The sequence below is a fragment of the Ramlibacter sp. genome, assembly GCF_050250995.1.
Classification (GTDB): Bacteria; Pseudomonadota; Gammaproteobacteria; order Burkholderiales; family Burkholderiaceae_C; genus Ramlibacter.
Window position 1 is genome coordinate 1 of sequence record NZ_JBFWNP010000015.1, and the last position, 21,003, is coordinate 21,003.

Sequence of the window (21,003 nt, forward strand, 5' to 3'; positions counted from 1 at the left end):
CTCGTGGACCACCACGCGCCCGCAGCTCCAGGCGGGCCAGCAGAACAACCCGCTGCTCTTTCGCTACCTCGAAGTCATGGGCGCGGACGCGGGGCCGGCGTGGGAAGACACGCCCGGCGGGACGCAGTTCGTCGAGAGCGAGGGCAACGTCATCGATGCCGGCGCGGGCGACGACTACGTGGTGTCGGGCACGGGCGACGACATCGCGGCCGGCGGCGACGGCGACGACGACATGATCGGCCTCGACGGCGACGACCTGCTGCTGGGCGATGCAGGCGACGACTTTCTCTTGGGCGATGGCACGCAGGGCGACGACTACGTCCACCATGTGCCGCTCGACAGGCACGGCGCCGACACGCTGCTGGGCGGGGCGGGCCACGACATCCTCATCGGCCAGGGCGGCGCCGACGAACTCTACGGCGGCGAAGGAGACGACAAACTCTGGAGCGACGACGACCATTCGCTGGAAACCCCCTCGGCGTATCACGGCAACGACTGGGCCGAAGGCGGCTCGGGCGATGACGACATCACCGGCGGCGGCAGGAACGACACGCTCCTCGGCGGCACGGGCAACGACCGGCTCTGGGGAGACAACGGCCACGCGGTCCAGCTCGCACTGGCTGACCACGGCAAGGACTACCTCGACGCGGGCGACGGCGACGACTATGCGGCCGGCGGCGGCAACGACGACGAACTCCACGGCGGCGAAGGCAACGACACGATGCTGGGCGACGACGTGCAGACCTCGGTCGCCGTGAGCGACCACGGCAAGGACTACCTGGACGGCGAGGGCGGCAACGACCTCCTGGCCGGCGGCGGCAACGACGACACGCTCTTCGGCGGCGAAGGCAACGACCAGCTGCAAGGCGACGACCTGCAAGGCAACCTCGAGCTCGCAGCCCACGGCAACGACCTGCTCGATGGCGAAGCCGGCGACGACACCGTCATCGGCGGCGGCGGCGCCGACGAACTGTACGGCGGCGCGGGCCACGACCTGCTGCGCGGCGACGACCGCCCGGAGAACGTGGAGGCCAGCGCGCACGGCAACGACACGATGGACGGCGGCGAAGGCAACGACACCCTCTTTGGCGGCGGCGGCAGCGACCTCGTCATGGGCGGCGCGGGCGACGACGGCCTCGCGGGTGACAACGGAATGGGAGCCGACGACGGCAACGACACCTTGATCGGCGGCGCCGGCGTGGACTACCTCAGCGGCGGCCAGGGCGACGACCTCTACCGCTTCGCCGCGGGCGACAGCATCGTCAACGCCCTCGGCCAGGCCGACACCATCGCCGACGCGCACGGCAACAACCGGCTGCAGCTCGAAGGCATTGCGCTCGATGCGATCACGGCCGAGGCCCACGGCGCCGACCTGCACCTGCGCTACGGCGACGAAGCCATCGTCGTGACCGACGGACTGGCCAGCGGCATCCAGCGCTACGACATCGGCGGCACGGCCTACACCACCGCGCAACTCTTCGGCCTGCGCGCCAATGCGCCGATCACCATCACTCGGGCCGATGGCAGCACCCAGGCCATGGGCGGCAGCGGCAACGACGTGCTCCTGGGCAACACGCTGGCCGACCAACTGAGCGGCGGGCTGGGCAACGACACGATGGCGGGCGGCGCGGGCGGCGACCGCTACGAATGGGGAGCCGGCCTGGGCGACGACGTCATCGACGACGCGGACGCGCAGGCCGCCAGCGTCGACACGCTGCGCATCGCGGGTGCAATGCCCGAGGACGTCATCGTCACCCGCGCCGGCACGGACCTGCGCCTGCGCCTGGCCACGGGCGACACGGCCACCATTCTTGGCTTCTTCGCAGCCGCGGCCTCGGTCGGCATCGACCGCCTGGAATTCGACGACGGCACCGTGTGGGACCGCGCCGCGATGGCCGCCCACGTGAGCAACGCGCTCGGCGAAGGCCCCGACACCTACACCGGCTCCGCGGACAACGACCTCATCGACGGCCTGGGCGGCGACGACACCCTCTTCGGCGCGGACGGCAACGACAGCATTGCCGGCGGCGCGGGCCAGGACGTGCTCCACGGCGACGCCGGCGCCGACACGCTCGACGGCGGCGCGGGTTCGGACTCGCTCGACGGCGGCGCGGGCGCCGACACCTATCGCTTCGCGCTCGGCGGCGGCAACGACCTCATTGCCGACAGCGGAGTCGACGGCGCTGCAGACAAGCTCCTGCTGGGCGCCGGCATCACGATGAACAACGTGCGCATCGGCGGCCTGGCAAATCCGGTGCTCACGCTGCTGCCCACCGGCGAGCAGATCCGCCTCGGCCCCAACTCGCTGGTGGAGCGCATCGAATTCGCGGACCGGCGCGGCTGGAACCACGACCAGATCCTGCTGCGCGCCGCGCGCGACGCCACCACCGAAGGCGACGACAACCTCGAAGCGTTCGCCGGCTCGGCCGCCGACATCCACACCGACGGCAAGGCCGGCAACGACCACATCACCTTTGCCGGCCCCGGCCGCCGGCACCTGCAGGGGGGCGCGGGCGACGACGTCCTCACCAGCGGCAGCGGCACCGACACGCTCGAAGGTGGCGCGGGCTACGACCGTCTGTACGCCGGCGACGGCAACGACGTCCTCAAGGAAGGCGAATTCATGTACGGCGGCAAGGGCGGCGACACCTACGAGTTCGCCACGTGGCAGGCCGCCGACATCGAGGAGACGCTCGAAGCCCCGAGTGCAGCCGAGGCCATCGACGCCATCGTGCTGCCCGCGAACATCACGCCCGAGCAGGTGCGCGTGGAACGCGACTTCAACGACTACACCCACGGCTGGGACGACGTGCTGCTGCGCACCGGCGCCGCGGGCAGCGCGCCGATCCGCATGGTCATGCAGGCGTACAACGACGACCCCGCGGACATGAAGATCGAAGAAGTGCGATTCGCCGACGGCACCACCTGGGCCGACCTGATCGGACGCCTGGTCAACTACCAGAAGACGAACCAGGCCGACGACATCAAGGGCCAGCGCTGGGGCGAAACGATCGACGCGCTCGGCGGCAACGACACGGTGCAGGGCTATTTCGGCGACGACGAACTGCTCGGGGGTGAAGGCGACGACCTGATCTACGGCGACGCGTACGTCTCATGGGCCGACGTGCGCGACGGCAACGACACGCTCGACGGCGACGCCGGGCGGGACACCCTGCTAGGAGGGGGAGGCGACGATCGCTACCAATGGCGTCGCGGCGTGGGCAACGACACGGTGATCGATGCGGGTGGCGTCGATACGCTCGCGCTCGGCCCCGGCATCGCGCAGGCGGACGTCGCGCTGTACCGCGCGGGCGCCGACCTCGTCGTCGTGCTCGACGGCAGCGCCACGCAGCTCATCGTGGCCGGGCACTTCGACAGCGCCGACACCGCGCTGGAATCCGTTGCCTTCGCCGACGGCAGCGCGTGGGACGCCGCGCAGATCGCCGGCCGCACCGCCGCCGGCAACGCGAACGCGATGACCGGCACGGCCGGCAACGACCTCTTCCTCGTCGACGACACGCTCGACACCATCGCCGAAGGCGTCGATGCGGGCACGGACAGCGTGCAGGCCTCGGTGAGCTACATCCTCCCGGACAACGTCGAGAACCTCACGCTCACCGGCCCCTTGAACCTGGAAGGCACGGGCAACCGCGTGAACAACGTCATCACGGGCAACGCCGCGGCCAACGTGCTGCGCGGCGCGCGCGAGGCGATGCTGCTGAACGAGGGCACCGGCGCGGACACGCTGGCCGGCGGCGCGGGCGACGACACGTACTGGGTCAACACGGTCAACGGCCGTGCGACCAGCGACGAGGTCGACGACGTGGTCGTCGAAGCCGAAGGCGAAGGCACAGACACCGTCCACGTCTGGGGCTACGCCTACACGCTGCCGGCTCACGTGGAGAACCTCGTCGACGTCAACCGCGAATGGGCGGTCTACAGCGCGCAGGGCGAACTGCAGCCGGCTCGCTTCACGGGCAATGCGCGGAACAACGTCATCGACCACGGCGGCGCGCGGCTCGCGCCGGGGTGGCTCGACGGGGGCGCGGGCGCGGACACGATGATCGGCGGCAGCGAGGGCGACACCTACGTGGTCGACGACGAGGGGGACGTCGTGGTGGAGACCGAGCCCGGCGGCGTGCGGCCCGACACGGTGCGCGCAGGCGTCTCCTTCAAGCTCGGCGCATTCCTGGAGAGTCTGATCCTGATCGGCGCGGCGGCCACGCGCGGCGAGGGCAACGCGCAGGCCAACCTGTTCGCATCGGTCAACGGCGCGGCCAACACGCTGGTGGGCGGCGCGGGCGACGACCGCTACGAGATCGATGCGCTCGACGCAGTGACCGAACTCGCGGGCGAAAGCGAAGGCGAGGACACGGTGACGATTCTGCAGGGCACGGCCGGCGCGACGTACGGCCTCGCCTCGTATGCCCATGTGGAGAACCTGACGCTGGGCGAAGCGCTGGGGGCCGCGAATGCGATCGGCGACGCCGGGGCCAACGTCCTGATCGGCAACCGATACGCGAACCTGCTCGAAGGCGGCGCGGGCAACGACACCTTGCAGGACAACCTGCCCGGCAACAACGGCTTCGACCAGGACACCCTGCTGGGCGGCGCGGGCGACGACACGCTGCGCGCGATCTCGGGCTCGGACGAGCTCGATGGCGGCGCGGGCGACGACACCTTGATCGATGGCGGCGGCGCCTGGACGGTGCGTTTCGGCGCGGGCGACGGGCGCGACACGTTCGCGACGAGCGCGCCGGCGTCCAGGGCGCGCGTGCAGTTCGACGCCGGCGTCGCCGCTTCGCAGGTGCAGGTTCGCCGGGACAATGCCGACGTCGTGCTGTCGCTCGGCGACAGCGACAGCGACAGCCTGCGCCTGATCGACTTCTACGCGGATGCGCAGACCGTCGAGCTGCGCGGGGTGATCGACGCGGTGGCGTTCGACGACGGCAGTTCGGCCGCGGCCGCGCGCGTCGACGAAGTGGCCCGGGGGCTGCGCACGGACCTGGTGGAGGCGCCGCAGAACGAGCCGCCGTGGCTGAACCTGCTGCTGACGGATTTCTACGCCATCGAGACCCAGGCCTTCAGCTATACGATCGCGCCGGACCTGATGATCGACATCGACCCGGGCGACACGGTGAGCTACTGGATCGGCATGGAAGACCATGCGCCCATGCCCGGCTGGCTCACGTTCGATGCGGCCACGCGCACGCTCGCGGGCACGCCGGGCAGTTCGGACTCGGGCGTCCTCAACCTTGCCATCGAGGGTACGGACAACCACGGCGCGACCAACGCGGTGCCGCTGGCGATGCATGTGCTCAACATCGTCAACGGCACGTCCTCGGCCAACACGCTCACCGGCACGTCGCAGGCAGACGCGATTTTCGGGCTGGCCGGCAACGACACTCTCAACGGCGCGGGCGGCGACGACTCGCTCGTGGGCGGGCTGGGCAACGATTCGCTGTCGGGCGGCGCCGGCTGGGACACGCTGGACGGCTCCGAGGGGACGGACACGCTCGCGGGCGGCACGGGCGACGATGTCTACCGGCTCGCGCGCGGCCACGGTGCGGACACGATCGTGGAGAACGACGCCACCGAGGACAACGAGGACAGCGTGCGTTTCGGCCCGGACATCGCGATCGACCAGCTGTGGTTCCGCCGGGTGTCCAACAACCTCGAGGTGTCGATCGTGGGCACCTCCGACAAGATGACGGTCACGAACTGGTACCTGGGCAATCAATACAAGGTGGAGATCTTCGAGATCGACAACGGCGACTACCTGGAAGCCGAGGACGTGCAGGGGCTCGTCAACGCCATGGCCGCCTTCAAGGTGCCCGCCAAGGGTCCGCTGACGCTGCCGGCCCACTACTCGGCCGCACTGGAGGCGCAGATCGCGGCGAGCTGGGTGTGACGGGCGATGGATGGTGCGGAAGTGGCAGTAAGCTTCGCCATCCATCAAGGAGGAATATCCAACATGCTGGTCCAGGCGCGCCTCGAGCGCTTCACCCGATGGCTGCTGGTTGCGGCGGCCGTTGTCCTCGCGTCGTGCGCGACGCCGGCCACCGAGGCGCAGCGGCCGAAGAACGTCATCGTGCTGTTCGCCGACGGCGTGGCCGCGACGCAGCTCGAATTCGGCCGCTATTCCAGCCGCGCGCTGCGCAACGCCGGCTTCGCGATCACCGACACCGTGCTCGCGCAGGGGCACATGGGCCTGCTGGCGACTCATCCGCATGGCGCCTTCGCCACCGACTCCGCGGCCGCCGCCACGGCGATGTCGACCGGCGTGAAAACCACGAACGGCGCCGTGGGCGTGGGGCCCGACGGCAAGCCGGTGCGAACCGCGGCCGAATACGCGAAGGCGGCGGGCAAGCGCATCGGCCTCGTCACCACGGCGGAAATCTATGACGCATCGCCGGCCGCGTTCTCCGTGCATGCGCTGCAGCGCGGCAACTCCACCGCCATCGTCGACCAGTATCTCGCCTTCGAGCCCGATGTGATGCTGGGCGGCGGCAGCGATCACTTCCTGCCGGAAGGCCGACCGGGCGGCAAGCGCAAGGACGGGCGGGACGTGATCGCGGCCTTCGCTTCCAAGGGTTACACCGTCGCCCGCAGCGCGGCCGAATTGAGCGCGGCGCGCGGTCCGCGCCTGCTCGGCCTTTTCTCGGACGATGCGATGGACAACGAGATTGACCGCGCGGCGACCTCGCAACCCTCGTTCGCCGACATGGTGGCGGCCGCCCTGCGGTCGCTCGAGAACAGCCCGCAGGGCTTCTTCCTCTTCGCCGAGAACGAGAACACCGACACGGCGGGCCACCGCAACGATGCGGCCGCGCTGATGCGCGACCTGTGGGCGTTCGACGCGGGCGTGCAGGTCGCGCTCGAGTTCCAGAAGCGCCATCCCGACACCTTGATTCTCGTCACCGGAGACCACGAGACGGGCGGCCTGAGCATCACCTACGCGCTGCGCGACCTGCGCGACATCACCTCGCGCAACCGCTTCTACAGCGGCGATACGCAACTGAAGCTGCTCTCGGGCATCACGATGTCGCTCGACAAGGTGCAGGCGACGCTGGGCCGCACGCCGACCTCCGCCGAACTCGACCGGCTGCTCGCCACGCATTTCCCCGGCTTCCGGCTCGACGACGACCTGCGCGAGTCCATCCTGCAGCGCCGCCCTCTGGAGCGCAACCAGTGGGACATCGTGCGCAACGCCCTCGGCCGCATGGTCGCGCGGCAGACCGGCGTGTACTGGGGCACGGCGGGACACACCACGGAGCCGGTGGTCGTCGGCGCGATGGGCCCCGGCGCCGAGCGCTTCCGCGGCTATCGGGACAACACGGACTTCGCGCGGATCCTTCACGGGGTGTTCGGCGCGCGTTGAATTCGCGCCTCGTTACAACTTGTGAGCGTCCTCGTATCATCTCTTCCGGGAACGACGCAGGAGAAGCCATGCCCTCGATGCTGATGAAGGCGGACCAATGGATGTCCTTGACCGAATCGGGCGGCATCGGCACCCGCTCGAAGGTCTCGTTCATGCTGCGCGAGTACGACACGACCACGATGGCGACGGCTGACCAGAAGCTGGCCATGCTCGCGAAGATCCAGGAAACGGCCGCGCAGGGCGTGAAGGCCGGGGAGCCGCATGCAGCGACCTGGGGCATGCTCGGGCTCAGCGCTCAGAAGGAGCGCGATGCGGTCGAGGCGCCGATGCGCGCCGCGCGCGCAGGCCCAGGCCCTGGTCCAGGCGCGGGCTCGCGCGAACTGGGGCAAGGCGAGATCGGCGGTCAACCAGGTGCTGCTGCCTTCGCTCGATTCGCGCCTCTCCGGGGGCCACCAGCACATCAACGAGTCGTACTGGCTCGAAGCCATCGACCCCCGGCATCGCTCCTGGGGCCACATCGAGATGAGCGCAGGCAAGAGTGCGCGCGAGTTGCTCGCCGAGTGGATGAACGACCGCAAGGCGCAGACCTTCTGGGAGTGGTGTACGGCGCAGGGTCTCGACGCATTGCCGTCGGTGCAGTATCTGGCGCCCGACCAGCGCTGGAAATACATGGTGCAGTTCTCGACGGACAAGAAGCTCACCACGCTCAATGCTTCGAAGTCTCCCGAGCCCTTGTCGACGGCGGCGATGAGCACCGCGGTGCATGGCCCCAATTTCGCGATCTGGGTGGCGAGCGGCACGGGCGTCTTCTTCACCTACAGCCACACGCTCAGCCAGTTCCATCACTCTTCCTTCCTCGGCGGCCGGCCGCTCTTGTGCGGCGGCGAGTGGATGAGCTATGGCGGCAAGCTCGTGTACCTCTCGCACCGCACGGGGCACTACCAGTCGAGCGCCGAGGACCTCGTGCTCGCGCTCAAGAAGCTCGAAGGCAAGGTGGACCTGAGCCGGACGCTCGTGCATCTGATGCGCGTGGACGGCCACACGACCAAGGCGGTCAAGTACGTGTGGGCCGAGGAGTTGCTGCGGACCAATCCGGAGGATTCGAAGATGATCCCCCCGGAGGAGTTCACCGAGTGGCAGCGCGAACTCCACGCGAATGGCCTCAACGCCGGGCAGAACGTCGTCTTCAAGCGGCTGGAGCAGGCCATTGCGCAGAACACGTTCGGCGAATGGGAGGCACTGGGCTGGAAAGGCATGCGCACGCTCTCGGGCATGATTTTCAGCGCGGCGGAAAAGCGCGCGCTGCGCCCGGCGCTCGTCCGCTGCACCGCCGCGGGAATCACCTTCAAGGACAACGGCGACTACATGGAGGTGCTGCTGCGCGGCACCGTCATCGGCGGCGAGTCGCGCATCGTGCCCAGCGAAGTCAACATGGCGGCCTTCGCCGCCGCGGGCCTGAAGCTCGACGACGACTCCGAAGGCGACTGCATCCTGAAGGACATCGCGTCGTCGCTCACGCTGTGGGCGCAGCGCAGCACGCTGCCGCGCCTCGACGAGATCGCGGCGCCGGTGCGCTGAGGGGCTCAGGCGCTCAGGCGAAGGGCTTCGTGCGCACGCGCTCGGGCCGCACGCCGATGCCCACCATGCGCGCCGGCAGCCGGCGCAGCAGCGGCAACCTTTGCAGCAGTGTCACCGGCAGCGGCACGCGGTCGGGCTGCGCGGTGCGCGCAAGAACGGGCGAGAGCACGACGTTCTGCACGGCGACCTGGGCGCGCTGCGTGACCCGCGCGGGCCACTGCCGGCGGCGCTGCACGGCTTCGAGATCGCTCGCGGCGAGCCGTCCTTCGCGCAGCGGCTGCGCGAGCAGGTTGGACGCGGCCACGGCGTCCTGGATCGCCAGATTGATCCCGACGCCGCCGACCGGCGACATCGCATGCGCCGCATCGCCGATGCACAGCAGTCCGTCCCGCCACCAGCGCGGCATCATGGCGATCTGCACGCTCAGCAGCTTGACGTCGTCCCAGCTCGCGAGGGCGGGGACGGAGTCGTCGAGGAAGGGGGCGATGTCCGCCACCTTCTTGCGGAACGACTCGATGCTGTCCTGCTTCAAGGTCTCCAGCGAACCTTTCGGGATCACGAAGGCGCATTGCCAGTATGTGCCGCGGTTGAGCGTGACGAGCATCGCGCCGGCGCGGATCGTGCCGCCCGTGATGTCGGGGTCGTTCTTCACGTCGCGGGGAAGGCTGAACCAGAGCACATCGATGGGCGCGCCGAGGTCATCGCTCGCAAGGCCCGCGCTCTCGCGGATCGTCGTATGGCGACCGTCCGCGCCGACGACGAGGTCGGCTGCGATGCGGTATCGGTGGTCTCCCGACTGCGCCTCGATGCCCGTGACGACGCCGTCGTCCTCGATCACGCCGATGGCCCGGGTCGACATCCGCAAGGAGAAACGCGGCAGGCGCTTCGCTTCGTTCGCGATGAAGTCGAGGAAGTCCCATTGCGGCACGAGCACGAGGAAGGGCCGGGGCGCGGGAAGGTGGCGGAAGTCGGCGAGGGTGACGCGCTCGCCGAACACGTCGCCGGTGAGTTCCCGGACCTCCTGGTGCGGAAGTTCCAGGAAGGCTTCGAGCAGCCCCAGGTCATCGAGGACCGTGAGCGTGGACGGGTGGATCGTGTCGCCGCGGAAATCGCGCAGGAAATCGGCATGCTTCTCGAGCACGACGACGTCGACGCCCGCACGCGCGAGCAGGTAGCCGAGCATCAGGCCCGCAGGGCCGCCGCCGGCGATGCAGCATTGGGTGCGGGCGTCGAGGAAATTCTCGTTGGCCATGGGGGGTTCCTTGCCTCGCCGCATCGTAAGGGCCGAATGCGAAGCGGCGCAAGGTGCCGATCGATGCTCTGCAACGCGCGAGGAGTCGTCGGTGGCATGATCCGGTGAACCGGACAGGCCACATGGACTACTTGCTCGTATTTCTCGGCGGCGGCATCGGCGCGATGCTGCGGCATGCATCGAACGGCCTGAGCCTTGCACTGTGGGGCGCCGCCTATCCCTGGGGCACGCTGTTCATCAACGTGTCCGGCTCGCTCCTCATGGGCGTGGTCGTCGAGCTCGCCGCGCTCAAGATCGGGATGCCGCCGCACGTGCGGCTCTTCATCGCCACGGGCATTCTCGGCGGCTACACGACCTTCTCCACGTTTTCGCTGGAGGCCGGGCTTCTCCACGCGCGGGGCGACACGGCCGCCGCCATCGCGTATGCCGTGGGCTCGGTCGTGCTGGGCGTGGCGGGATTCTTCGCGGGCATGCACGCCGTTCGCGCACTCGCCTCGTGAGTCCGCGCGGCTGGCGACGCTGCGGCTTTGCACAAGCGACACGCGCGCGCCTCACAATCGGCGCACGATGAATCGACGCTGGTTGTTGTCGATGGCGCTTGCGTGCTGTCCGGTTGCCGACCTTCGCGCTGAAGGCGGCGAGGGCGGTCCGCGCCACAAGGTCCGTGCCGCCGAGCTGCACGCGGCGTTGTCGACGCGCTTTCCGATGCAGTTCTCGCTCGGCAGCGTGCTGGCGGTGCAGGTCAGCGCGCCGCGCCTGCTGCTCCTGCCCGCGCGGAACAAGGTCGGCGCGACGCTGGTCGCGCAGCTCGTCGGTATTCCGCCCCAGGCCGTTGCGCCCGGCGAAGTCGACGTGGTGTTCGCACTGCATTACGAGCCGTCGGACCGGACCGTGCGCGCCCGCGAGCCGGAAGTCCTGGACTTGAGATGGCGGGGCGTTCCGCCCGAGACGCTTCAGCAACTCCGACGCGGCCTGGGCGCCGTGATGAAGGAGGCAGCGGGCGATCTCGTCGTGCATACGCTTGCGCCGCGCGATCTCGCCCTGGCGGACACGATGGGCTTCGAGCCTCGGCGCATGGACGTCGTGGACGATGGCGTGGTGATCGTGTTCGGCCCCAAGGCGCGCCGTTAGCGCGACAGCACGACCGCACGACAGCACGACAGCACGACAGCACGACAGCACGACAGCGCGACAGTCCGCTCGCGCGTATTCTTCGCAGATGGACGACATGAACCAGATCGAGCCGCCCGCTTCGTTCGCGGCGATCTATTCCTCGAGGGACGGAAGCCGTCTGCTGCGACCCGCGCAGGAGGTGATCGCGCGCTACGAGCTGTGCGAGGACCTTGCGCACGCCCTGGTGGAACGGGCGACGATGATGCTGTCCGGCTCCGAAGGAAACGAGCAGCGCATGATGGAGCAGATCCGCGAGGGCCTCGTCGGCGTGGGTTCGCCGCTGTCCGAGCCGGAGGCCGACTGGGTGGTGCTCCGGCTGCGCGAACTGCTGGAGTGAGAAGGCGTCCTTTTCGGTCCCGCTGCGCGCCGCGCGAGCCGTCACAATACTGCGCACGGCATGAACAAAGGTGTTGAATCATGAGAATTCCCGTTCGATCCATGCAGTGGATTGCTTGCGCAGCGGCTGCCTTCGTCATCGTGGGATGCGCCGCGCTGCGCACTCCCGCGGCATCGAGCGAACGCTTCGCCGCCATCGTCGCCAGTGCCGACCGCGCCCCCGCGGACCGCGTCAACGACCAGCGCCGCAAGCCGGTGGACATGCTGACCTTCATCGACGTGCGCCCCGGCGCCACCGCGCTCGACCTGAGCGCGGCGCGCGGCTACACCACGGAACTCATCGCGCGCGCCGTCACGCCGAGCGGCCGCGTGTATGCGCAGAACGCGCCGCGCGACCCGGCGCGAATGCCACCCCCGCAGGCCGAAGGCCGGGCCGCGCCCCCACCCGCGGCGGCTTCCGCAACGCCTCCCGCGCCCACGCTCGTGGAGCGCGCGGCACGCATGAGCCACATCGTGCCGCTGACCCGGCCCTTCGAAGACCCGCTGCCGCCGGAGGTGGCGGCCGGGTCGATCGACCTCGCCACGCTGATGTTCAACTATCACGACCTCGGGCACCTGCGCGTCGACCGCGCGCGGATGAACCAGGCGGTGTTTCGCGCCATGCGCTCCGGCGGTGTCTACGTGATCGCGGACCATGCCGGGCGGCCCGGCACGGGCATCTCGGAGTCCGGCACGCTGCATCGTGTCGAGGAGGAGTTCGTGGTCCGCGAGGTCGAAGCCGCGGGCTTCCGGCTGGCCGGGCGCGGCGCATTCCTGCGCAACCCCAACGACCCGCGCGACCGCAACACGCCCGTGCCCGCGATGCCCAAGGACCAGTTCGTGCTGAAGTTCGTCAAGCCGTGAGGTCGATGGCGCGCTCTTCCAGCATGCTCGGTGGCGCGACGGGATAGGCTCACCGAAGGTCGGCTCGGGTCGATCTCCTACAACATTCGCATCCAGCAGCGTCTACGGTATGTCCATCGTTTTGGTGAGGTACCGATGCACGCTCTGCTCGTCTTCTGCGCAATCTCCCTGTCCCTTGGCGCCCTGCTCAGCAACTGGGCCTACTGGACAACGGAGCAGATTCAGTGGACCAACTTCGCCTCATGGCTGACGGCCGGCGCGCTCGTGTTCACGGGCGTTGCCCTGGTCTGGGCGCTCGTGGAGCGAGCTCTGAGGCGCAACCGGCATGGGGCGCCGCCACTGTTGTATCTGCTCGGCCTCACAGCCTGTTGCGCGGTAGGACTGCTCAGTTCGCTGGTGCTTGCCAAGGATGGATGGGCCGCGATGCCGGCGGCGCTCTGGCTGTCCGTTCTCGCCGTGCTGCTTGTGACGGTCACCGGCGGCCTCGGCGCCGTCGGCCTGCGCAGGAGGGTGGCGCCATGAGAGCCGCGACGTTCACCGCCATTGCTTCGCTCCTGCTCGCGGCCTGCGGCGATGTGCCCATTGGCGCGCAGTACGGACCCGACCCCGCGCTCCCGCAGCCCAGTCGCGGTTTGCTGCCCGCCATGAAGATCGCAAGCCCCGTGGGCTGGGGCGACCGGCGGCCCGTCGTGCCGCAGGGCTGGACCATCACGCCGATCGCGACCGACCTGAAGATCCCGCGCCAGACCCTGGTGCTGCCCAACGGGGACATCCTGGTGGCCGAAGGCCGCGGCGGCGGCGCGCCGGTCCTCACCCCGAAGGACTTCATCGCCGGCTTCATCAAGGCCAAGGGCAACACGTCGGTCGAGAGCGGCGACCGCCTGACCCTGCTGCGCGACGCCGATGGCGACGGACGCTACGAAGGCCGCTGGGTCTACGCCGAGAACCTGGACGCGCCGTACGGCATGGCGCTGATCGGCAACCAGCTGTTCGTGGCCAACCAGGACGCGCTGGTGCGCTTCGACTACGAGCCGGGACAGACACGGGCCGGCAAGCCGCCGGTCACGGTGACCCAGCTGCCGTCCGTGATCAACCACCATTGGACCAAGGCGCTGACCGCCAGCGCCGACGGCCGTTTCCTCTACGTCGGCATCGGCTCCAACAGCAATGTCGGCGAGCGCGGCATGGAAGTCGAGGAAGATCGCGCGATGGTCTGGCAGATCGATCCGGCCACCGGGGCCTCGCGGCCCTATGCCACGGGTCTGCGCAACCCGACCGCGCTGGCGATCCAGCCCGGCAGCGGCCAGCTGTGGGCCGTGGTCAACGAGCGCGACGAGCTGGGTCCCAATCTCGTGCCCGACTACCTCACCTCGGTGCGCGAAGGCGCTTTCTACGGCTGGCCCTATGCCTATTGGGGCCCCAATCCCGACCCGCGCGTGCGGCCCGCCAACGACGCCAAGGTGCAGGCGACGGTGCGCCCCGACTATGCGCTGCCCTCCCATTCCGCGCCGCTCGGGCTGGCCTTCGTGACCGCCGGCCAGGATCCGCGCTTCGCCGAAGGCGCGTTCGTCGGCCAGCGCGGCAGCTGGAACCGCAAGCAGCCGGTCGGCTACAAGGTCGTGTTCGTGCCGTTCAAGGACGGCCGGCCCGCCGGCGAGCCGATCGACTTCGTCACCGCCTTCCAGGCCGACGGCAAGACCATGGGCCGGCCGGTCGGCGTGACCTTGGATCCCAAGGGCGGCGTGATCGTCGCCGACGACCTGTCGAACACGGTCTGGCGCGCCACGCCCGTTCAGCAGACGGCGCAGTCCCGTTGAGCGGTCAACGCCTCTCGGGCGCTCGCGCGGGCACGCCGGACACCGGACCGTCGAGGTGCCGGGCGCCGATGCGCAGCGCCGCCAGAAGATAAATCGCGCCGCCGGGAATCCACATCAGCAGCCCGGCCAGCTGCTGGTCGGCCAGGCCGGCGGCCTCGGCGCCATAGAGCGGGCGCGGAGAGAACGCCAGCAAGGCGCCCAGCATGCCCGTGTGCGCCATCGTGACCAGCAGCGCCGTGAGCGCCTGCGGCCACTGTCGCCGGCCTCCGGCGAGGACCGACCACCACAGCATCCAGGCCGTGAAGAGGAAGCTGGCGTGCTCCAGCGCGTGCCACAGCGGATCGGCCAGCGCCGCCTTGTACGGCCCGGGCGCATGCCAGGCCCAGACGGCAAGGGCATGCACGGCCGCGCATGCGAGGGGACGCCGAGCCAGGGTCATGGAAAGACGCCAGGCCACGTCGAGCCCGTGTCCGCAGGCGGCACGCCATTGCGCGAGCGGGCGTGCGACCACCAGCAGCGGCGGCACCACTGCCATCAGCAGCATGTGCTGCGCCATGTGCCATGCCGTCGATCGTTCGGCCAGGAGGTCCAGCGGTCCGAACAGGGCCAGCCCGAGCACCAGCATGCCGCCATGAAACGCGGCGCGCCGGCCTGCTGTCGGCGGGCGGCGCAGCGCGCCGGCGGTGAACGCGAGCCATGCAGCGGCGAACAGAATCTGCGTCGTCCACACCGGCCAGTCGCGAAGCGTCCCGCTCGCGCCCGGCGCGTGCGCCGCCGACACCATGGGCCAGGCCAGCAGCACGGCGCAGAATGCGCGCAGGATCAGACGCACGGCGGCAACCACCGCAGCGGAAGACCCCCGGCGAGCGTGGCCACGGCGGCCAGCGCATCGAGTCCGGCGGACAGCCGCGCAACGAATCGCGAGGGCGCGTCGGGCGCATGCCGCACGGCACGGGCCGAGGCCCACGACAGGCCGCCCAGCGCAGCGGCCAGCCCGATGCAGAGCGCGCCCAGGCCCAGGACCCAGACGGGGGGGAGCGCCGCGGCCGACGGCTGCGTGCTGCAGAGCACCGAGACGCCGCCATAGGCCGCGACGAACCACAGGGCCCACAGGCCGAGGCCGAAGGCCGGGTGCAAGGGGTGCCACAGGAGCCGGCGCAGGCGCTGCGCGTTCACGCGAACGCCCTCGGCAGCAGCACCATCGCCAGCCATGCCAGCACGCAGCAGGCCACGGTGTAGCGCCACAGCAGCGTCACCACCGCCGGCTCATAGGGCGCTGCGATGCCGACGTGTCCCAGATGGGCGCGCCACGCCTGCAGCAGCGACAGCACGACCGCTGCCGCCCCATGCAGCAGCAGGTAGGCCAGCGTGAAGACCAGGACCGCGTCATGCGCGTTCGCGGTGGGCGCCAGCGGCGCGCGGCTCCACAGCAGGGCGATGAGCGCGCAGGCCAGCATGCCGGCGCCGGCGGCGGCAAGCATCAGCGGGCGCAGCCGGGCCTGCGAATGCCTGCGTCGCAGCCGTGCGACCGCGATCTCCATCGCGGCCTGGCCTGCCGCGAGCGCCGCGGCCGCGCAAGGCAGCAAGCCGCCTTCGAGCGGCGAACGGGCGGGCGGCTGCCAGTTCGGCGCGACGGTCCACAGGTAGAACCAGGCGAACAGCAGGGACACGTAGAGCGTGCCGTTGGCCAGCAGCGCCAGGCCCATGCCCCAGAGCCCCGGGCCGTCGAACGTGCGCCAATGGAGCTGCAGCCCGTGCGGGAGGTCGCGCGGAAATTCGTCCGACCCCGTGGCCGCCATCGTCGGGTGGGCGCCGTTCTCCCAGGACCAGCGCAGCAGCGCGGCCACCGCGGCGAGGGCGAAGAACCCTGCCAGGGTGTAGGCCTTGGTCAGCAGGCCCAGGCACAGCCCGGCCAGCAGGAGCGCGGCCACGAGCGGCCACCAGGAGTTGGACGGCAGGTGGATCACTTCTCGCGGCACGCCGCTCACGGGGTCGCAGCCCAGGGTTTCGCGGCGCCCGTGGGAGGCGTCCGCCAGGGCATGGTCGCCGGCGGGAATGCTGCGCATCAGCCCCGGCTGCTCCCACAACGGGTGTCGCATGGGAAGCTGCGGCAGGCTCGCGAAGTTGTACGAGCGCGGCGGCGTGCCGGTGGCCCATTCCAGCGTGTCGGCGCGCCACGGATTGGGGCGCGCCTTGCGGCCCAGCCGCCGGTGCAGGGCCAGGTCGAGCAGCACGGCGGCGACGCCGAAGGCCATGACGAAGCTGAACACCGACGACACCAGGTTGGGCCAGTCCCATCCCAGACCGGCGTCGTAGGTGTACACGCGCCGCGGCATGCCGACGAGGCCCGTCCAGTGCATCACGAGGAACGTGCCGTTGAAGCCGATGAAGCTGAGCCAGAAGCCCGCATGCGAAAGCGCGCGCAGCGGCATGCGTCCGCTCAGGTGCGGCAGCCAGTGGTAGAGGCCCGCGACCAGCGGAAACAGCATCCCGCCGATGAGCACATAGTGCAGGTGGGCGACCACGAAATGCGTGTCGTGCGCCTGCCAGTCGAACGGCACGAAGGCCAGCATGACGCCGGTCAGTCCGCCGGCCACGAAGATCGCGAGGAAGCCGGTCAGCCACAGCATCGGAATCGACCAGCGCGGACGGCCGTCGAGCAGCGTGGCGATCCACGCGAACAGCTGGATGCCCGTGGGAATGGCCACCAGCATGCTCGCCACCGCGAAGAAGCTCTGGGCGAGGGCCGGAATGCCGACCGCGAACATGTGATGGACCCACAGGCCGAAGCTGAGGAACCCGACCGCGACCAGCGACAGCACCACCCAGGTGTAGCCCACCAGCGGCCGGCGGGCGTAGACCGGCAGGAGGGTGGAGACGATGCCCGCGGCCGGCAGGAAGATGATGTACACCTCCGGGTGGCCGAACAGCCAGAACAGGTGCTGCCACAGCAAGGGGTCGCCGCCGCGCGCGGGGTCGAAGAACGGCATGCCCGCCGCACGCTCGAGCTCCAGCAGGATCGAGCCGAGGATCAGCGGCGGGAACCCGACGATCACCATGAACGACGACACCAGCATCGCCCAGGCGAACACCGGCAACTGGTGCAGCGCCATGTGAGGACCCCGTGCGCGCAGCACGGACACCACAATGTCGATGGCGGCGGCCATGCTGGAGATCTCGATGAACGTGACGCCCAGCAACCAGAAGTCGGCGTTGGGACCCGGCGAGTGGCGCGCGCTCGACAGCGGCGTGTACATGAACCAGCCTGCGTCGGGCGCGAGCCCCAGCGGGATGCTGGCCACGAGGATCACGCCGCCGAACAGGTAGCACCAGTAGCCGAACGCGGACAGCCGTGGATAGACCAGGTCGCGCGCACCGAGCATCTTGGGCAGCAGGTATGCGGCGAGCCCCTGCAACACCGGCACGGCGAAGAGGAACATCATCATCGTGCCGTGCATCGTGAAGGCCTGGTTGTAGGCCTGTGCGCTCATGAAGCCCGCGCCCGGCCGGGCCAGCTGCACGCGCATGGCCATCGCCAGGAGGCCCGCAAGCACGAAGAAGACCGCGCCGGTGGCCATGAAGCGCACCGCCACGCTGCTGTGATTGACCACCGACAGCGAACGCCAGCCGGTCGGATTGCCCCAGACGCGCTCGAACGCTTCGTGGAGCGCGTGCGCGTCGTGCGCGTCGTGCGCGCCGGAGGACGGCGTGGCGGGCGCTGCGCTCATCGTGCCGCGCCTTCCTTCAGCCAGGCGTCGAACTGCGCCGCGGGCAGCGCCTCGACCTCGAACACCATGTGCGCGTGTCCCAGCCCGCAGAACTCCGCGCACTGCCCGCGCCAGCGGCCCGGCTCCTGCGCCTGCAGCCGGATCACCAGCGTGCGCCCGGGAATCGCATCGAGCTTGCCCGCCAGCGCCGGCACCCAGAACGAGTGAATCACATCGCTGCTGCGGGTGTGAATGTCCACCGGCCGCCCCGCGGGCAGGCGCAGCCGGTTGTCCAGCCGCGGACCCGCGTCGCCGCCATAACGGAACTCCCATCGCCACTGGTTCGCAACGGCGTCGATCCGCAGCGGCGCGGGCGCCAGTCCGGGCAGCGCCAACTGGTGCAGGCCCGCGCCCGCGCCGAAGCCGATGAGCGCGGCGATGGCCACCGCCGGCAGCACGATGCCGCCACCGATCAACCACCTTCGCTCCCATCCCGGGTCCGCCGGCCGCGCGGGCCGCCTGCGGCGGCGCATGCCCGCGAGCCAGAGCAGCAGGACCCCCGCCAACACCGCCGCGGATACGCCCAGCATCCACCACCACACGAGCGCGATGGCCCGCGCCGACGGTCCGGCGGCGTCCAGGGTGGACTGCGGCCCGGCGCAGGCCGGCAGCAAAACCATCGCCACGCAGGCCGCAACGGCGCGGACAATGCCGCCATGCCCCAACCCCCCACGGCACCGCCCGAGCCGATTCAAAGCAATGCCGCGATCGGCGGGCATCCGCTGCACCCGATGCTGATCCATTTCCCCGTGGCGGCGCTCGTCGCGCTGCCTGCAGCGGATGCAGCCTTTCTCTGGAACGGCGATCCCTTCTGGGCGCGAGCCGGGCTGTGGCTGGCCGGCGTGGGCGCGCTCGGCGGCTGGGTCGCCAGCCTCGCGGGACTGGTCGACCTGCTCACCGTGCAGGCGATCCGCCGGAAGGTCACGGCGTGGACGCACGCCTTGCTGGCCGTCATGCTGCTGTCGCTGGGGACGCTGAACTGGCTGCTGCGCCTGCGCCTCGGCGCCGCGGATTCGGTGATGCCGCTGGGCTTCGGCCTCTCGATTCTCAATCTGGTGCTGATCGCCCTTGCGGCGTACCTCGGCGGCAAGCTCGTCTATGAACAGGCCGTGGCCGTCGATGCCGCGGCGGTCCCGGACGAGCACGGTGGCCTGCGAGGCTGAGTCGTGCTCAGGCACGGACATCGGGCTTGCCCAGCACCAGCCACGCCACGGCCATCAGCAACAGCGAGGCGAGCCCGGCCAAAGCGGGACCCAGTGCGCGCGGGACGTTGGAGCGCATCTGTTCGCGGCGCAGCAGGAGCCAGCCGCATGCCGCATGCACGAGGACCAGCATCGCCACCAGGGCGAGTTTGGCCACGAGCCACGCCGCCAGGGGGCCGCGCAGGCCGAAGATGGCGGTGCCGGAGGCGATGGCGACCAGCGCGGCCGGCGTAGCGACGCCCACGTACACCCATCGCAGGAGCAGCGAGGCGCGCGCGGGTGCAAGCGTGCCCGCGCCTGTCGGCGGGCGCGACGCGACGGCCAGCGCAAGGTAGGGCAGGGCGCCGCACCAGACGATCACCGCGCAGATGTGGAGAAGCTTGAGCCAGGGCATGGGATTGGACGGGCCATACTAGCCTCAACCACCGGCGGCAGGGACTATTTGAAACAAGGTTCCGCAAGCGGTGGAACGGAGCATCGCTGTGCGACACTCTCCGAGCAGTCACGCAGCAGTACATGTCGACTCAGCTTCCCGATCCCACGCAATTTCTCGCTTCGCTCGGCCGGTCGTTCAGGGATGACGAAACCCTGGCGGTGGGACACCACCTCGGCGAGATCCATCAATACCGTCGCGACCCCTTCATGCAGGCCGTGGCCATGGCGCGCATGTGGCGCCGTTGTCAGGCGTTCTGGCGGCAGCGGCAGAATGCGCCGCTCAGGATACCGGGCACGGCGCCGGTACCTCAGCAGCCAGACCGCACGCGGCTGAGCAGCGGCGGGCGTCAACGCAGCAACGGCCTGGTGCCGATGCGCACCACGCATGTGTTCTCCGAGGAAGCGACGCGCGTGCGTGCAGCCGTGCTGGAGCGCATCGAGCGGCAACTGCTCAAGGAGCTGTGCGCCATTCTTCAATGCGACGTGTACGCGCTGCCGAATTTTCTGGAGTCCCGCTTCTTCTCGGGCCTGACGAAGCACGGCGTGGACACGGATGCAGGCAGCTTCTCGTGGCCGCTCAAGTACATGGAACAGGCGGAAGCGGCCGAGTTGCGGCTGACCTTCCGCAACGGCTGCGCCCATGCGCTGGTGCGGGAGCACGATGGCGTGGTCGAGCGGCCCGCGGACACCCGAAGCAACACGAAGGAGCCGGCCACGAAGCATCGCCGGTATTGCTTCGGCTACGTGCTCACGGGCACGGACTTGCTGATGGCCGACCATCGCGTCTACGAATTCACTCACCAACGGACGTTCTTCCACTCGTCGTACCTCGCGGGGCAGCAGATCGTGTGTGCCGGCGACATCAGTTTCGAGCAGGGGCGCTGCACGAGCATTTCAAACCTGAGCGGCCACTACCAGCCGACGGAACCGCAGTTGATGCACGTGATCGTGTTCCTGCGCAGCAGGGGGCTGGATGTCTCGCGGACGCTGATCGTGCTGCACTCCGACGCCGACGGCGACCTCGAGGCCCTGAGCGCCGACGATCCCGTCGGTGTGGTCGATCCGCGCCTGCTGCCGGAGGACATGGGCAACCGCTTTCTGCAGTACCGCACGGCGAACATGTTTCTGCAGAAGTATGGGATGCGGGGGTAGCCGGAAA

Annotated in this window: 17 protein-coding genes; 11 read left to right on the forward strand and 6 right to left on the reverse strand. The window is 69.8% G+C overall.

Annotated features, from left to right (window positions below; genetic code table 11):
* From AB7E83_RS12150 to AB7E83_RS12160, 3 genes are all read left to right on the forward strand, one after another.
* A partial coding sequence (locus AB7E83_RS12150) for a calcium-binding protein (RefSeq protein ID WP_428569661.1) occupies nt 1-5,911 on the forward strand: 5,911 nt, incomplete at its 5' end.
* Nucleotides 5,912-5,974: 63 nt separating this feature from the next.
* The gene (locus tag AB7E83_RS12155) at nt 5,975-7,381 is read left to right on the forward strand and encodes an alkaline phosphatase (RefSeq protein WP_428569664.1); all 1,407 of its coding nucleotides are present in this window, start codon (nt 5,975-5,977) and stop codon (nt 7,379-7,381) included.
* A 309-nt stretch (nt 7,382-7,690) separates the two neighbouring features.
* Entirely contained in the window at nt 7,691-8,959 is a 1,269-nt protein-coding gene (locus AB7E83_RS12160) for a hypothetical protein (RefSeq protein ID WP_428569667.1), read from the forward strand.
* 13 nt (nt 8,960-8,972) lie between these two features.
* Here the strand turns inward: AB7E83_RS12160 and AB7E83_RS12165 are convergent, their stop codons facing one another.
* On the reverse strand, nt 8,973-10,211 hold the full coding sequence (locus AB7E83_RS12165) for an FAD-dependent oxidoreductase (RefSeq protein ID WP_428569669.1): 1,239 nt from the start codon (nt 10,209-10,211) through the stop codon (nt 8,973-8,975).
* A gap of 122 nt (nt 10,212-10,333) precedes the next feature.
* Between AB7E83_RS12165 and crcB the strand changes: the two genes are divergently transcribed.
* The 6 genes from crcB (at nt 10,334) to AB7E83_RS12195 (ending at nt 14,440) form a co-directional block, all read left to right on the forward strand.
* Nucleotides 10,334-10,711 (forward strand): fluoride efflux transporter CrcB, encoded by a 378-nt coding sequence (crcB, locus tag AB7E83_RS12170; protein ID WP_428569672.1) that lies wholly within the window; start codon nt 10,334-10,336, stop codon nt 10,709-10,711.
* A 67-nt stretch (nt 10,712-10,778) separates the two neighbouring features.
* Nucleotides 10,779-11,342 carry a DUF1439 domain-containing protein gene (locus AB7E83_RS12175; protein WP_428569673.1) on the forward strand — a complete coding sequence of 188 codons (564 nt, stop codon included), beginning with the start codon at nt 10,779-10,781 and terminating at the stop codon, nt 11,340-11,342.
* A 97-nt stretch (nt 11,343-11,439) separates the two neighbouring features.
* Complete coding sequence (locus AB7E83_RS12180) at nt 11,440-11,721, forward strand: hypothetical protein (protein ID WP_428569675.1); 282 nt, start codon at nt 11,440-11,442, stop codon at nt 11,719-11,721.
* Nucleotides 11,722-11,822: 101 nt separating this feature from the next.
* The gene (locus AB7E83_RS12185) at nt 11,823-12,623 is read left to right on the forward strand and encodes a class I SAM-dependent methyltransferase (RefSeq protein ID WP_428569677.1); all 801 of its coding nucleotides are present in this window, start codon (nt 11,823-11,825) and stop codon (nt 12,621-12,623) included.
* A gap of 135 nt (nt 12,624-12,758) precedes the next feature.
* A complete protein-coding gene (locus AB7E83_RS12190; RefSeq protein WP_428569680.1) occupies nt 12,759-13,145 on the forward strand; it encodes a DUF2231 domain-containing protein in 387 nt (128 codons plus the stop codon).
* On the forward strand, nt 13,142-14,440 hold the full coding sequence (locus AB7E83_RS12195; protein WP_428569681.1) for a PQQ-dependent sugar dehydrogenase: 1,299 nt from the start codon (nt 13,142-13,144) through the stop codon (nt 14,438-14,440). Before AB7E83_RS12190 ends, AB7E83_RS12195 begins: the two co-directional genes overlap by 4 nt.
* Nucleotides 14,441-14,444: 4 nt before the next feature.
* Here the strand turns inward: AB7E83_RS12195 and AB7E83_RS12200 are convergent, their stop codons facing one another.
* The 4 genes from AB7E83_RS12200 to coxB are packed head-to-tail and all read right to left on the reverse strand — an operon-like array spanning nt 14,445 to nt 18,827.
* The gene (locus tag AB7E83_RS12200) at nt 14,445-15,272 is read right to left on the reverse strand and encodes a cytochrome c oxidase assembly protein (RefSeq protein WP_428569684.1); all 828 of its coding nucleotides are present in this window, start codon (nt 15,270-15,272) and stop codon (nt 14,445-14,447) included.
* Nucleotides 15,263-15,616: a hypothetical protein gene (locus AB7E83_RS12205; protein ID WP_428569686.1), complete on the reverse strand. Its 354-nt coding sequence runs from the start codon at nt 15,614-15,616 to the stop codon at nt 15,263-15,265. The genes AB7E83_RS12200 and AB7E83_RS12205 overlap by 10 nt, the downstream gene beginning before the upstream one ends.
* Nucleotides 15,613-18,168: a cytochrome c oxidase subunit I gene (ctaD, locus tag AB7E83_RS12210; protein WP_428569688.1), complete on the reverse strand. Its 2,556-nt coding sequence runs from the start codon at nt 18,166-18,168 to the stop codon at nt 15,613-15,615. Before ctaD ends, AB7E83_RS12205 begins: the two co-directional genes overlap by 4 nt.
* Entirely contained in the window at nt 18,165-18,827 is a 663-nt protein-coding gene (gene coxB, locus AB7E83_RS12215) for a cytochrome c oxidase subunit II (RefSeq protein WP_428569886.1), read from the reverse strand. The genes ctaD and coxB overlap by 4 nt, the downstream gene beginning before the upstream one ends.
* A 36-nt stretch (nt 18,828-18,863) precedes the next feature.
* On the opposite strand from coxB, the gene AB7E83_RS12220 reads away from it, so the two are divergent.
* Nucleotides 18,864-19,370 (forward strand): DUF2231 domain-containing protein, encoded by a 507-nt coding sequence (locus tag AB7E83_RS12220; RefSeq protein ID WP_428569690.1) that lies wholly within the window; start codon nt 18,864-18,866, stop codon nt 19,368-19,370.
* Between the two features lie 7 nt (nt 19,371-19,377).
* Here AB7E83_RS12220 and AB7E83_RS12225 read toward each other — a convergent pair whose 3' ends face one another.
* The gene (locus AB7E83_RS12225) at nt 19,378-19,803 is read right to left on the reverse strand and encodes a CopD family protein (protein WP_428569693.1); all 426 of its coding nucleotides are present in this window, start codon (nt 19,801-19,803) and stop codon (nt 19,378-19,380) included.
* 122 nt (nt 19,804-19,925) lie between these two features.
* On the opposite strand from AB7E83_RS12225, the gene AB7E83_RS12230 reads away from it, so the two are divergent.
* Entirely contained in the window at nt 19,926-20,996 is a 1,071-nt protein-coding gene (locus tag AB7E83_RS12230) for a hypothetical protein (RefSeq protein WP_428569696.1), read from the forward strand.
* The last annotated feature ends 7 nt before the right edge of the window (nt 20,997-21,003 follow it).